The organism is Amycolatopsis ruanii, from assembly GCF_003385175.1.
GTDB lineage: Bacteria > Actinomycetota > Actinomycetes > Mycobacteriales > Pseudonocardiaceae > Amycolatopsis_E > Amycolatopsis_E thermalba.
Genome location: NZ_PQHY01000065.1, coordinates 19,479 through 33,444, shown reverse-complemented (window position 1 = coordinate 33,444; position 13,966 = coordinate 19,479). Strand labels below are relative to the sequence as shown.

Genomic DNA, 13,966 nt, shown 5'->3' with positions numbered 1-13,966 from the left:
ACAGCACCCCGTCGCCGCGGCCACGCCCAGCGCTACCGGTTGCCCGGTGGCGCTGGGCGTGGCCGCGGCGACGGGGTGCTGTCGCTGCTGCGCGGTCGTCGTCGGGAGCATGCCGATCACCATGCCGGTCCCAACATGAGGATCCGATGACAACCAGCGCCGTGGCCGGTACCTGCCGGATCCGTTCCGCCGGAGCGCCCGCGAGCCCAGGGTGGGGGCCATGACGACGACGAACCTCGTCCGGGTGACGATCGACGCACCCGCGCGGCGGATCGACCTCGCGCTGCCGGAGCGTTCGCCGGTGGGGGAGATCCTGCCGGGGTTGCTGCGCCGGGCCGGCGAAAGCCTGCCCGACGACGGGCGATCGGGCGGGGGCTGGCTGCTGCGCCGCGGCGACGGCACGGTGCTCGAGCTCGGCCGGGCGCTGGCGACCTACGGGATCCGCGACGGTGAGGTCCTGCACCTGGTGTCCCGCAGCCTGCACTGGCCCGACCTGGAGTACGACGACCTCGCCGACACGATCGCCAAGGGAGCGGGCCGCACCGGGCGGCTCTGGGGGCCGGTGCACACCCGCGCGGCGGGACTGCTGACCGGCGCGTTCGCCACCGTGCTCGCGCTGGTGGCGGTGGTGCGGGCCGGGCCGCCGTGGGGGACCGCGGCGTGGGCCGCGCTCGGGGGCGCCGTGGTCCTGCTCGCGGCGGGCACCGCGATGGCCAGGGCGCTCGGCGACGCCGGCGCGGGGGCCGCCGTCGCGGCGCTGGCGCTGCCGTTCGCCTTCACCGGGGGAGCGCTGCTGCTCGCCGGCGGGCCGCAGCCGGCCGGGCTGGGGGCGCCGCACGTGCTGGGCGGCTGCTCGGCGCTGCTGATCGCCTCGGTGCTCGGGCAGCTGGCCGTGGTCGAGCGCGCCGAGGTGTTCGTCGCCGGTCTCACCGCGAGCGTCGTGGGGGCGCTCGCGTCGTGGCCGGCGACCACCGACGTCCTGGACGGCGTGGACGGGGCGGCGATCGCGGCCGTGGCGGTGCTGTTGTTCTCCCCGTTGTTCGGTCCGCTGGCGATCCGCCTGGGCCGGGTGCCGATGCCGGTGCTGCCGCGCACGACCGCGGACCTGGTGCGCGACGACCCGCAACCGCCCCGGAAAGCGGTCTACGCCGCGGTCCTGCGTGCCGACCAGCTGCTGACCGGGATGATCGCCGGGGCGGCCACGGTCACCGTGCTGTGCCTGTGCGTCGTCGCGCGGGAGGCCGGGACCGCGGTCGTCGTGCTGCTGTGCGTGCTGGCGGTGGGGTTCTGCCTGCGCGCGCGGCTCTACCCGGCGCTGCGGCACCGGGCGCCGCTCCTGCTCGCCGGGGTCGTCGCGGCGGGCGCGCTCGCCTGCGGTCCCGGCGCGCGGCTGCCGTTCGTGATCACCGCGCCGGTGCTGATCGTGGTCGGCGGGCTGGCCGTGCTGACCGGCCTGAGCCACAGCAAGCGGCTGCCCAGCCCGTTCTTCGGCCGGTACGCCGAGCTGCTGGAGGTGGCGATCGTGCTCGCCTGCGTGCCCGTGCTGTGCGCGGTGCTCGGGGTGTACGGGCTGGTCCGCGGGCTGGGTGGGTGAGCGATGGCGTCCAAACGCGACCTCCTGCAGGCGCACCAGTTCCTCGCGCAGCGGGCCATCTCCGCGCTGGTGACGCGGGAGCCCGATCCGGAGCAGCCGCCGTTCCGCCGCCCGGGCGGGGCCGCGATCGGCAGCATCGTGCTGGCCATCCTCGCCCTGGTCGCGGTCGGGGTGTACGGACTGGTCAAGCCCGGTGGCAACACGACGTGGCGGGACCGGCCCGCGGTGATCGTGGCCAAGGAGACCGGGGCGCGGTACGTGTACCTGAACGGGGTGCTGCACCCCGTCGCGAACTACGCCTCGGCGCTGCTGGCGCTGGGGGAGCGCGCCGAGACGGTGTCGGTGTCGCGCAACTCGCTGGCCGGGGTGCCGCGCGGCCCGGAGATCGGGATCCCGGGCGCGCCGGACGCCCTGCCCGGCCCGGAGCAGCTGCTCACCGGCGGGTGGAGCCTGTGCTCGCGTCCGGTCCCGGATCCCAGCGGGTCCACTGTGGACGAGTCGGTGCTGCTGGTCGGCGCCGGGGCGCCCGGGGGACGGCCGGCGGGGGCGCTGCTGGCCGAGGTGCCCGCCAGCGGCGACCAGTACCTGATCGCGGACGGCTACCGGCACCGGATCCGGCAGGCCGACACGGTGACGGTGGGGCTGGCGTTGCAGTCGGTGCCGCGGACCCGGACGGCCATGGCGGTGGTGGACGTGCTGCCCGCGGGGGAGCCGATCGCGCCGATCCGCACGGCCGGGGCGGGCGGGCCGTGCGCGGCGGTGCCGGGGCGGGCGGACATCCGGGCCGGGCAGCTGCTCGTCCTGGACACCGCGGGCAGCCGGGAGCACTACCTCGCCGAGGCCGACCGGCTGCGGCCGATTTCGCCGCTGCAGTACGACATCCAGCGGGCGGACCCGGCGACGCGGCAGGCGTACGGGGGCGGTCAGCCGGTGGGGATCCCGCTGGGCCCGGCCGAGGCGGCGGAGGCGCGCATCGCGCCCGCCGGTGACGCCGGGCCGGGCGCCGCGCCGAGGGAACGCCCCGGGTTCGTGGGCGGCGACACGCTCTGCGCGACGTACGAACCCGGGGCGGTGGCGCCGGTGATGCATGTGGATCCGCGGATGCCGGCCGTCGCGGCGATGGCAACGCCGGGCCGGAGCGCGCTCGGGATGCCGATGGCCGACCGGGTGTACGTCGAGCCCGGCCGGGCGGCCCTGATCGAGGCGATGCCGAGCGCGGGCGCCTACGCCGGGACGGTGCTGCTGGTGACGGACCAGGGGCGGGCGCACGCGCTGGCGGACCGGGCGGTGCTGGGGGTGCTCGGGTACGGGGAGGCCACGCCGGTGCGCCTCCCGGCGGGCATCGTGAGCCGGGTCCCGCTGGGAAGCACCCTGGACCCGGCGGCGGTACTGCACTGAGCGGCGGCGGGCACCGCGGCCACTGATGTCCTCTTGGCGGCGGGGCTGTTCCGGCACGGCCTGAGGTGCGTGGAGGGAGCGCCGGGGGGTGTCCCTATGTGATTGTCAAGCCGCGGCGGGGGCGGGGTCGGGGTGGCGGTAGTGGGTGCCGTTGCGGAGCATGGCGTAGAGGACGTCGCAGCGGCGTCGGGCGAGGCAGATGAGGGCGGCGTTGTGTTTCTTGCCTTCGTCGCGTTTGCGCTGGTAGTAGGCCCTGCTGGTGGGGTCGTGCAGGGCGGCGAAGGCGGCGAGGAAGAAGGCGCGTTTGAGTTTGCGGTTGCCGTTGCGGGTGGGGTGTTCGCCTTTGATGCTGGTGCCGGAGCTGCGGGTGACGGGGGCGATGCCGGCGTAGGCGGCCAGATGCGCCGAGGACTTGAAGGCGGAGGCGTCGCCGACCTCGAGCAGGATGCGGGCGGCGGTCCTGACCCCGATGCCGGGCATCGAGGTCAGGACCCCGGCAAGAGGGTGAGCATCAAGTATGTCCTCCACCTCGGTGGCGACCTGGTTGCGTTGCTGAAGCACGGTTTTCAGGCTGTCGGCGAGTCGGGGCAGGACGGTGTCGGCTGCGGCCGTTCCCGGGACGGTGACGGTCTGCTCGCCCAACGCGGTCCAGATGTCGGCGACGAGTTTCTCGCCCAGGCGGGGCGCGTGAGTCGCTGCGATGGCGGTGACCTTGCGGCGTCCGGCTTTGCGGATGCCTGTCGGGCCGCCGCAGCGGGACAGGATCTCCAGCACCGCTGGGTGCGTGATGCGGGGACCCAGGACACGTTCCAGCGTGGGATGGATGCCGGTGAGCAGGCCGCGGATCCGGTTGCCCAGCCGGGTGGCCTCACCGGCCAGATCGTCGTCGAACCCGACCAGGACCTCCAGCTCGGCCAGGGCCTCGTCACCGGTGTCGACCGGGCGCAGCGTGTGGGGCAGGCTGCGGGCGGCGTCGGCGATGATGAACGCGTCCCGGGCGTCGGTCTTGGCATTGCCCGGGTAGAGATCGGCAATACGCCGCATCGCCAGACCGGGCAGGTAGGCCACCTGATGCCCGCAGGCGCGGGCGACCGCGACCGGCAGTGCCCCGATCGTGGCTGGTTGATCGACGACGACCAGCAGCGGCCCGTGAACGGCGAGCTTGTCGAACAACGCCCGCAGCTTGGGTTCGGTGTTGGGCAGCGGCCCATCGTGCAGCCGTTTCCCGGTGGGGTCCAGAGCGACGGCGTGATGGTCGCCCTTGCCGACATCCAGGCCGAGGAACACGCCATAACTGCTGGTCATGCACAGTGTCTTTCATCCGTCGCGGGTGGTCGCCGGTCAGGGCATCGATGGCCGGCACCCACGCCTGCGACGAGACCTACCCCAAGGGTGGCCGTGTCCCTATTCAGCGGTCCCCCGATGCCACCAGGCCCGGCGACACCACCCCCCGGATCATGACCTCGACTGGGGGCATCAGTCATACCGAACCTGGCGACCACAGCTCCTTGATCAGGAACCACGAAAAAGGTAACGGGGCGGGCCTTTCTCGTGGGCGGCCTCCGGGTCCGCCACGGGGGCTTCGCCTCCTCACCCCCATCCTCTGGTTGTCCGGTCCCACGCTTCACGCCCCTGGCGACGTGGGGGTTCTGCCGCCGACCTGCCTGGTCAGCGCCGCCGCAGTCGCGCCGACGTCGCGGGCCAACGTTGGCCAGGTCTCCGTGCAGCCGGACGCGCACACGTGCCGGAATGTCACCGCCACTGACGCCAGCGGGCGGCCGTTGTGGTCGAAAACCGCGTGGGCCACCGAGGCGAAATCGCGCGTCACCTGGCCGTCCTCGACCGCCCAGCCGCGCGCTCGGACCTCGGCCAGGGCGCGGCGTAGCTCGGGCAGTGTCGAGGGGCCCCGGCCCGTTCGGGTGACGAACGCCGCCGCCTGCGGGTAGAGCGCCCGGACATGGGCGTGCGGCAGGTGAGCCAGCAACGCCTGCCCGCTCGCCGGCAGGTGCGCGGGCAGACGCACCCCCACCTCGGTCACCAGCGTTTCCGGCGCCGACGGACGCTCCTTCACCAGGTACAGCAACTCGTTCCCGTGCAGCACCCCCAGCTGGGCGGTGTGCCCCACCCGGTCCGCCAGCTTCCGCAACAACGGCGCCGCCAGCCGCTCCAGCGGGTCGTGCCGCAGGTACGCCGAACCCAGCTCGAACGCCGCGATCCCCAGCCCGTACCGGCGCTCGGCCGCCAGGTGCACCACGAAACCCGCCGCCTCCAGCTCCGCCAGCAGGTGGTACGTCGTCGAGCGCGGCAGGTCGAGCTCGCGCGCGATCGCCGCCGCCGAGATCGGCCCCGGCCGCGTCGCCAGGACCCGCAGCACCGCCAGACCGCGGCGCAGAGCGGGCACATCCGTCATGTGTCTGGGATACCAGACACAACCACTCCTCGGGGACCTCCGGCCGGCCCCGCGGCGGAGTGCAATGAGCCCATGAGCACAGTGCGGTTGGACTCGGGGCCACTTGCCCGGCAGCAGGTCGTCGCGGTCGCGCGGCACAACGCGTCGGTCGAGCTGAGCGACGAGGTCCGCAAGACCCTCGGCGAGACCCGCCGCCACATCGACGCGCTCGCCGACGCCGACCAGCCGACCTACGGCATCTCCACCGGCTTCGGCGCCCTCGCCATCCGGCACATCCCCGCCGACCGCCGCACCGCCCTGCAACGCTCGCTCATCCGCTCCCACGCCGCAGGCACCGGCCCCGCCGTCGAGCCGGAGGTCGTGCGCGCCCTGATGCTGCTGCGGCTGCGCACCCTCGCCTCCGGGCACACCGGTATCCGCCCGGCGACCGCCGAAGCGCTGGCGGCGATGCTCAACGCCGGCATTGTCCCGGTCGTCCACGAGTACGGCTCGCTCGGCTGCTCGGGTGACCTCGCGCCGCTCGCGGCCGTCGCGCTCGCGCTGATGGGGGAGGGCGAAGTGCTCGACGGCCGGTCCGCCGCGCAGGCCCTCGCCGAGGCCGGCATCGAACCCGTGACCCTCGCGGAGAAGGAGGGCCTGGCTCTCACCAACGGCACCGACGGGATGCTCGGCATGCTCGTCCTCGCCCTGGACGACCTGAACCGGCTGCTCGACACCGCCGACCTCACGGCCGCGATGAGCGTCGAAGCCCTGCTCGGCACCGACCGGGCCTTCGCCGCCGACCTCCAGGCGCTGCGCCCGCACCCCGGGCAGGCGGTCTCCGCGCGCCGGATGTTCGCCGCGCTCGCCGACTCGGAGATCGTCGCCAGCCATCGCGGGCCCGAGTGCACGCGCGTGCAGGACGCGTACTCGCTGCGGTGCGCACCGCAGGTGCACGGCGCCGCCCGGGACACCGTCGCCCACGCCGAACTGGTCGCCGACCGCGAACTCGCCGCGGCCATCGACAACCCGGTCGTGCTCGCCGACGGCCGCGTCGAGTCGAACGGCAACTTCCACGGCGCGCCGCTGGCCTACGTGCTGGACTTCCTGGCCATCCCGCTCGCCGACGTCGCGAGCATCGCCGAACGCCGCACCGACCGGATGCTCGACGTGTCCCGTTCGCACGGGCTGCCTGCCTTCCTCGCCGACGACCCCGGCGTCGACTCCGGGCACATGATCGCCCAGTACACGCAGGCCGCGATCGTCAGCGAGCTGAAGCGGCTGGCGGTGCCGGCCTCGGTCGACTCGATCCCCAGCAGCGCCATGCAGGAGGACCACGTCTCGATGGGCTGGTCCGCGGCGCGGAAGCTCCGCCGCGCGGTCGACGGGCTGACCTCGGTGCTGGCGATCGAGCTGCTGACCGCCGCCCGCGCGCTGGACTTCCGCGCGCCACTGCGACCCGCGCCGGTCACGGCCGCGGTCCGCGACCTGGTCCGGGAACACGTCGCCGCGCCGGGACCGGACCGCCACCTCGCGCCGGAGATCGCGGCCGCCGAGGAACTCGTCCGTTCGGGAGCCGTCCTGACCGCACTGGAGGAAGCATGAGCCGCACCGTCCGGGCCGCCCGCGGAACCACGCTGACGGCGAAGAACTGGCAGACCGAAGCCGCGTTGCGGATGCTGCACAACAACCTCGATCCCGACGTCGCCGAGCGCCCGCAGGACCTCGTCGTCTACGGCGGCACCGGCAAGGCCGCCCGCGACTGGGCGAGCTTCGACGCGATCACCCGCTGCCTCACCGGGCTGGAGCAGGACGAGACCCTGCTGGTGCAGTCCGGCAAGCCGGTGGGCGTGTTCCGCACGCACGAGTGGGCGCCCCGGGTGCTGATCGCGAACTCCAACCTCGTGGGGGACTGGGCGACCTGGCCCGAGTTCCGGCGGCTGGAGAAGCTCGGCCTGACGATGTACGGGCAGATGACCGCCGGCTCCTGGATCTACATCGGCACGCAGGGCATCCTGCAGGGCACCTACGAGACGTTCGCCGCCGTGGCGGAGAAACGGTTCCGCGGCACGCTGCGCGGGACGCTCACGGTGACCGCCGGGCTGGGCGGCATGGGTGGCGCCCAACCGCTGGCGATCACCATGAACGGTGGTACCGCACTCGTCGTCGAATGCGACGCCGCACGCGCCCGCCGCCGCCTGGAGACCCGCTACCTCGACGAGCTCGCGTCCGATGTGGACTCCGCGATCCGCCGGGTCACCGAGGCGAAGAAGGCCGGCGAGGCCGTGTCGGTCGGCGTGATCGGCAACGCCGCCGAGGTGCTGCCGGAGCTGCTGCGCCGCGGGCTCGAGGCGGAGATCGTCACCGACCAGACCTCCGCGCACGACCCGCTCGCGTACCTGCCGATCGGCGTCGGTGTCGACGACTGGCACGACTACGCCGCCGCGAAGCCGGACGAGTTCACCGACCGCTCGCGCGAGTCGATGGCCGAGCACGTGGGCGCGATGCTCGGTTACCTGGACGCCGGTGCGGAAGTGTTCGACTATGGCAACTCCTTACGTGGTGAGGCGAAGCTCGGCGGCTGCGAGCGGGCGTTCGACTACCCGGGTTTCGTGCCCGCCTACATCCGCCCGCTGTTCTGCGAGGGCAAGGGCCCGTTCCGCTGGGCCGCGCTCTCCGGCGACCCGGCCGACATCGCCGCGACCGACCGTGCCGTCCTCGACCTGTTCGGGGACAACGAAACCCTCACCCGGTGGATCCGGATGGCCGGTGATCGCGTGGCGTACCAGGGACTTCCGGCACGCATCTGCTGGCTCGGCTACGGCGAGCGGCACCTCGCCGGGCTGCGGTTCAACGAGATGGTCGCCAGCGGCGAGCTGAGCGCCCCCGTGGTGATCGGCCGCGACCACCTGGACGCGGGCAGCGTCGCCTCCCCGTACCGCGAGACCGAGGCGATGGCCGACGGTTCGGACGCCATCGCCGACTGGCCACTGCTCAACGCGCTGGTCAACACGGCCTCCGGCGCGAGCTGGGTGTCGCTGCACCACGGCGGAGGCGTGGGCATGGGCCGGTCGATCCACGCGGGACAGGTGTGCGTCGCGGACGGCACACCGCTGGCCGCGCAGAAGATCGAGCGGGTGCTGACCAACGACCCGGGCATGGGTGTGATCCGGCACGTGGACGCCGGGTACGAGCGCGCCGCCGAGGTGGCGCGGGACCGTAGCGTGCGGGTGCCCATGCAGGAGGAGGCGTGAGCCTGCTCGACGATCTCGCCGACGTCGGCCGCGCGCCCGGCGGCGGATATGCCCGCCACGGGTTCGACCACGCCGAGGCCGAGATGCGCGACTGGTTCCGGGAGCAGGCCGGGCGGCGCGGGCTGGACGTGGAGACCGACCGCAACGGGAACCTGTGTGCGTGGTGGGGCGCGCCGGGCCCGGACGCGCTGGTGACCGGCAGCCACCTCGACTCGGTGCCCGGTGGCGGGGCGTTCGACGGTCCGCTCGGCGTGGCCAGCGCACTGGAAGCGGTGTCCCGGTTGCAGGACCGGAAATTCCGCCCGGCGCGGCCGTTCGCGGTGGTCGTCTTCGCCGAGGAGGAGGGCGGCCGGTTCGGCGTGCCGTGCCTGGGTTCGCGGCTGCTGACCGGGGCGCTCGACCCCGACCGGGCGCGGGCCCTGCGGGACCCGGACGGGATGACGCTCGCCGAAGCCGCCGGCCGTGCCGGGGTGGATCCCCGGCACTTCGGCCGTGACGACGCCGGACTGGAGCGCATCGGGACGTTCGTCGAGCTGCACGTCGAGCAGGGGCGGGCGCTGGACGTGCCGGTGGGCGTCGGCAGCACGGTGCTGGAGCACGGGCGGTGGCGGTTCTCGTTCACCGGACAAGGGAACCACGCGGGTACGACAGTTTTGCGCGATCGCCGCGACCCGATGTTGCCCGCCGCGGAGGTCGTGCTCGCCGCCCGGCGGATCGCATCCACAATGGACGCTCATGCCACCGTCGGCAGACTCGTACCGCGACCAGGGGGAACCAACGTCATCCCGTCCACAGTGGATCTCTGGCTGGACGCGCGGGGAAACAGCCGCGACGTGGTCGCCGAGGTGGCCGAGGCGGCCGAGCGGGCCGCGGCGGCGGAGGGCTGCACGGTCACCGTCACCGAGGAGTCCTACGGCGACACCGTGACGTTCGATCCCGCGCTGCGCGACCGGCTGACCGGTCTGCTGAACGCGCCCGAGCTGCCCACCGGCGCTGGACACGACGCCGCGATCCTCGCCGCCCACGTGCCCACCGCGATGCTCTACGTGCGCAACCCGACCGGGATCAGCCACGCGCCGGACGAGTTCGCCGAGGACGCCGACGTCGAGGAGGGCGTGGTCGCGCTCGCCCGGGTCCTGGAGACATTGTCGACATGACGATCTTGTGGGCTGAGCACGCGTGGTTGCCGGACGGAGTCGTGTCCGGGGTGCGGATCGCGGTGTCCGACGGCGTGTTCACCGAGGTCAGCACCGGCGCACCACGCGAGGGAACCGTGCTGCCCGGGCTCGTGCTGCCGGGCTTCGCCAACGGGCACTCGCACGCCTTCCACCGGGCGCTCCGCGGCCGCACGCACCACGACCGCGGCACGTTCTGGACCTGGCGCGAGCGGATGTACACGCTGGCCGAGCGGCTCGACCCGGACTCCTACTACCGGCTCGCGCGGGGCGTCTACGCCGAAATGGTGCTCGCCGGGTACACGGCCGTCGGCGAGTTCCACTACCTCCACCACGCGCCGGGCGGGCGGCCCTACACCGACCCGAACGCGATGGGTCACGCCCTGATCCAGGCCGCCGAAGACGCGGGCATCCGGCTCACCCTGCTCGACACCTGCTACCTGGCCGGCGGTTTCGGCCGCGACCTGGCCGGCGTGCAGCTGCGGTTCGGTGACGGCGACGTGGACCGCTGGGCCGAGCGGGTGGACGCGCTGAAACCGGGATCGGCGCTGGTCGGCGCGGCCGTGCACTCCGTGCGTGCCGTGCCCGCCGACCAGCTGCCGTTCTTCGCGGACTGGGACGGCCCCCTGCACGTGCACCTGTCGGAACAGCGGGCGGAGAACGACGACTGCCTGGCGCACCACGGATGCACCCCGGCCGAACTGCTGGACCGAGCCGGCGTCCTCGGCCCGCGCACCGTCGCCGTGCACGGCACGCACCTCACGGACACCGACCTCGGCCTGTTGTCCCAGGTCTGCTTCTGCCCCACCACCGAACGCGACCTCGGCGACGGCATCGGCGAGGCACGACGGCTGGCGGACGCGGGCGTGGACCTGTCCCTGGGCAGCGACAGCCAGGCCGTGGTCGACCCGTTCGAGGAACTGCGGGCGCTCGAACTGCACGAACGGCTCGCGGCGGAGGAGCGGGGATGCTTCGGCGTCGCCGAGCGCGTGGCCGCGGCCACGCGCCACTCGGCACTCGGACGCGACGGGGGCCGGCTGGCGGTGGGCGGGCCCGCCGACCTGGTCGCGGTCGCGCTGGACTCCGTGCGCACGGCCGGAACCGAGCCGTCGGGCGCGGTGTTCGCCGCCTCGGCCGCCGACGTGACCGACGTCCTGATCGGCGGCCGGTGGATCGTGCGCGACCGCACGCACCAGCTGATCGACCGCCCGGCGGCGGTGCTGGCGGAGGAGGTGGAGGCGCTGTGGCGGTCCTGATCACCGGCATCGGCGAGCTGACCACGAACGACGAGGAACTGGGCACGCTCACCGACGCCGCGATCGTGTTCGACGGTCCCACGATCGCCTGGGCCGGTCCCGCCGCGGCCGCGCCCGACGCGGACGAGCGGGTGGACGTCGAGGGCCGCGCCGCGCTGCCGGGCTGGGTCGACAGCCACACGCACCTGGTGTTCGCCGGCGACCGCACCGCCGAGTTCGAGGCCCGGATGGCTGGTCAGGCGTACTCCGCGGGCGGTATCGCGGTCACGGTGGAGGCGACCCGCGCGGCCACCGACGCCGAGCTGACCGCCAACCTGCGCCGGCACGTGACCGAAGCCGCACGCCAGGGCACGACCTGCCTGGAGACCAAGACCGGCTACGGGCTGACCGTGGCCGACGAGGCCCGCTCCGCCCGCATCGCCGCCGCGGTTGCCGACGAGGTCACCTTCCTCGGCGCCCACCTGGTGCCGCCCGGCGCCGACCCGGAGTCCTATGTGGATCTCGTCTGCGGTGCGATGCTCGACACGGTGGCTGACTCGGTGCGCTGGGCCGACGTGTTCTGCGAGACCGGCGCGTTCGACGAGGCCCAGTCGGAGCGGGTCCTGACCGCCGCGGCGCAGCGGGGCCTCGGCCTGCGGGTGCACGGCAACCAGCTCGGGCCCGGCCCCGGGGTGCGGCTCGCGGTGCGGCTGGGTGCCGCCAGCGTCGACCACTGCTCCCACTTGACCGAACCGGACATCGAGGCGCTCGCTTCGTCGAACACCGTGGCGACCCTGCTGCCGGCCTGCGACCTGTCGACCCGTCAGCCGCTCGCGCCCGCCCGGCGGCTGCTCGCCGCCGGGGCGACGGTGGCGTTGGCCACCAACGCCAACCCGGGCAGCTCGTACACGACGTCGATGAGTTTCTGCGTGGCGACGGCGGTGCTGCAGATGGGCATGTCGGTCGAGGAGGCGGTGCGCGCGGCGACCCTCGGTGGCGCGCGGGCCCTGCGCCGGACCGATGTCGGCGTGCTCCGGCCGGGCGCGCGAGCCGATCTGCACGTACTGAACGCCCCATCCCGGACACACCTCGCATATCGCCCGGGAGTGCCGCTGACGTGGCGGGTGTGGCGCCGTGGAACGCTTGTGGGGTAAGGCAAATCACGTTCACCAGGAGTTCATCGGCCGAGCGGAGTACCCCATCACCCGAAAGGTAACGTTGATGGTGTGGACCTCTCGCTGATCGTCCTCGTGGTCATCGTCGCCGCACTGGCGTTCGACTTCACCAACGGTTTCCACGACACCGCCAACGCCATGGCGACCTCCATCGCGACCGGCGCCTTGAGACCCAAGGTCGCGGTCACCATCTCCGCCGTGCTCAACCTGGTCGGCGCGTTCCTGTCGGTCGAGGTGGCCAAGACCATCTCCGGCGGGATCGTCGACGACACCAAGGTCACCCCCGTGGTCGTCTTCGCCGGGCTGGTCGGCGCGATCCTGTGGAACCTGCTGACCTGGCTGTTCGGGTTGCCGTCGAGTTCCTCGCACGCCCTGTTCGGCGGCCTGATCGGCGCCACCTGGGTCGCCTCCGGCGCCGACGCGGTGCACTTCGCGCAGGTCGTGCAGAAGGTCCTGATCCCCGCCGTGGCCTCGCCGCTGGTGGCCGGGCTGGTCGCGGTCGTCGGCACCTACCTCGTCTACCGGATCACCGCGAAGGTGCGGCAGGACGTGGTGGGCAAGTCGTTCAAGCGCGCCCAGGTGCTGTCGGCCTCGCTGGTCTCGCTCGCGCACGGCACGAACGACGCGCAGAAGACGATGGGTGTCATCACGCTCACGCTGATCTCGTCCGGAGCGCTGGCCGCCGGGTCCGGTCCGCCGCTGTGGGTCGTGCTGAGCGCCGGGCTGGTGATCGCGCTGGGCACCTACATGGGCGGCTGGCGGATCATCCACACCATGGGCCGCAAGATCACCGACGTGCAGACGCCGCAGGGCTTCGCCGCCGAGACCAGCGCGGCCGCCACGATCCTGGCGTCCTCGCACCTCGGGTTCGCGCTGTCCACCACCCACGTCTGCTCCGGCGGCATCATCGGCTCCGGGGTCGGGCGGCGGCTGGCCGAGGTGCGCTGGAGCGTCGCCGGCCGGATGGCGCTGGCCTGGCTGCTGACCCTGCCTGCCGCGGCCGTGGTCGGCGCGGTGGCGGCGAAGGTCGCGACCCTGGGCACCCTCGGCACGCTGGTGGTCGGCCTGGTGCTGATCGCCGCGGCCCTGGGCATCTGGCTGTGGTCGCGTCGCAACCCGGTGACCCCGCAGACCGTGGCCGACCCCGAGCAAGCCGTTCCGGTGGCGGTCTGAGGAGGGCATTGGTGCACATCGACTGGGCTGCCCTGGGCAGCGTGTTCGTGACCGCCCTGGCCGAGGTGGCCGTGGTGACCGGGCTGTTCGCGGTCGGCGTCCGCGGCGTCGCCGCCCGCGCCGACGCCCGGGAGAGCGGCGCGAGCGGCACGGCGGGCGCGGTGACGGCGGGCGTGTGCTTCGCCGCGTGCGCGGCCGTCGTGCTCTACGGCATCTACCTCATCGTGTCGGCGTGAGCGAGCACGTTGACCACTGAGCCGCTCGGATCCGTCACGAAGAAGCGCCGCACGCCCCACGCTTCGTCGGTGAGCGGGTAGACGACCCGCAGGCCGCGGCGGACGACCTCGGCGTGGGCCGCGTCGACGGCCTCCGGTGTCCCGACATCGACCCCCAAGCGCGGTTGTGGTGACCCGGGCCGTTGAACGATGATCTGCGCGGCCGGGTTGGCGGGGGAGCGCAGGTTGAGCACGGGATCCGTCATGGCCACCTCGAGCCCGAGGACCTGGACGTAGAAGTCGCGCACCGGGGCGACGTCGGCGGTGGTGAGGTAGGGCACGATTCGCTGGACCATGC

General features: G+C 73.5%; 12 protein-coding genes. 9 read left to right on the top strand and 3 right to left on the bottom strand.

The genetic code is table 11. The features are described 5' to 3' along the window. The first annotated feature begins 220 nt into the window (after positions 1–220). Complete coding sequence (gene eccD, locus D0D28_RS27530) at positions 221–1,594, top strand: type VII secretion integral membrane protein EccD (RefSeq protein ID WP_116113640.1); 1,374 nt, start codon at positions 221–223, stop codon at positions 1,592–1,594. A 3-nt stretch (positions 1,595–1,597) separates the two neighbouring features. Further along, a complete protein-coding gene (eccB, locus tag D0D28_RS27525) occupies positions 1,598–2,992 on the top strand; it encodes a type VII secretion protein EccB (protein ID WP_116113637.1) in 1,395 nt (464 codons plus the stop codon). A 105-nt stretch (positions 2,993–3,097) separates the two neighbouring features. Here the strand turns inward: eccB and D0D28_RS27520 are convergent, their stop codons facing one another. Continuing rightward, positions 3,098–4,297, bottom strand: coding sequence for an IS110 family transposase (locus D0D28_RS27520; protein WP_116113634.1), 1,200 nt, complete (start codon positions 4,295–4,297; stop codon positions 3,098–3,100). 319 nt (positions 4,298–4,616) lie between these two features. Further along, a complete protein-coding gene (locus D0D28_RS27515; RefSeq protein ID WP_094006706.1) occupies positions 4,617–5,402 on the bottom strand; it encodes an IclR family transcriptional regulator in 786 nt (261 codons plus the stop codon). Between the two features lie 72 nt (positions 5,403–5,474). Here D0D28_RS27515 and hutH point away from each other — a divergent pair, with 72 nt between their 5' ends. The 7 genes from hutH (at position 5,475) to D0D28_RS27480 (ending at position 13,629) form a co-directional block, all read left to right on the top strand. Further along, complete coding sequence (gene hutH, locus D0D28_RS27510; protein WP_094006705.1) at positions 5,475–6,986, top strand: histidine ammonia-lyase; 1,512 nt, start codon at positions 5,475–5,477, stop codon at positions 6,984–6,986. Further along, positions 6,983–8,635 (top strand): urocanate hydratase, encoded by a 1,653-nt coding sequence (gene hutU, locus D0D28_RS27505; RefSeq protein ID WP_116113632.1) that lies wholly within the window; start codon positions 6,983–6,985, stop codon positions 8,633–8,635. Before hutH ends, hutU begins: the two co-directional genes overlap by 4 nt. Beyond that, on the top strand, positions 8,632–9,792 hold the full coding sequence (locus tag D0D28_RS27500; RefSeq protein WP_116113629.1) for an allantoate amidohydrolase: 1,161 nt from the start codon (positions 8,632–8,634) through the stop codon (positions 9,790–9,792). Before hutU ends, D0D28_RS27500 begins: the two co-directional genes overlap by 4 nt. Beyond that, on the top strand, positions 9,789–11,066 hold the full coding sequence (locus tag D0D28_RS27495) for a formimidoylglutamate deiminase (RefSeq protein WP_116113626.1): 1,278 nt from the start codon (positions 9,789–9,791) through the stop codon (positions 11,064–11,066). Before D0D28_RS27500 ends, D0D28_RS27495 begins: the two co-directional genes overlap by 4 nt. Then, a complete protein-coding gene (gene hutI / locus D0D28_RS27490) occupies positions 11,054–12,199 on the top strand; it encodes an imidazolonepropionase (RefSeq protein WP_116113624.1) in 1,146 nt (381 codons plus the stop codon). Before D0D28_RS27495 ends, hutI begins: the two co-directional genes overlap by 13 nt. 72 nt (positions 12,200–12,271) lie before the next feature. Then, a complete protein-coding gene (locus tag D0D28_RS27485; RefSeq protein ID WP_116113621.1) occupies positions 12,272–13,393 on the top strand; it encodes an inorganic phosphate transporter in 1,122 nt (373 codons plus the stop codon). An 11-nt stretch (positions 13,394–13,404) separates the two neighbouring features. Next, the gene (locus D0D28_RS27480) at positions 13,405–13,629 is read left to right on the top strand and encodes a hypothetical protein (protein WP_116113618.1); all 225 of its coding nucleotides are present in this window, start codon (positions 13,405–13,407) and stop codon (positions 13,627–13,629) included. On the opposite strand, the gene D0D28_RS27475 is transcribed toward D0D28_RS27480, so the two are convergent. Further along, positions 13,608–13,964, bottom strand: a complete 357-nt coding sequence (locus tag D0D28_RS27475) for a VOC family protein (protein WP_116113643.1) — start codon at positions 13,962–13,964, stop codon at positions 13,608–13,610. The genes D0D28_RS27480 and D0D28_RS27475 overlap by 22 nt on opposite strands. Positions 13,965–13,966 lie beyond the last annotated feature (2 nt).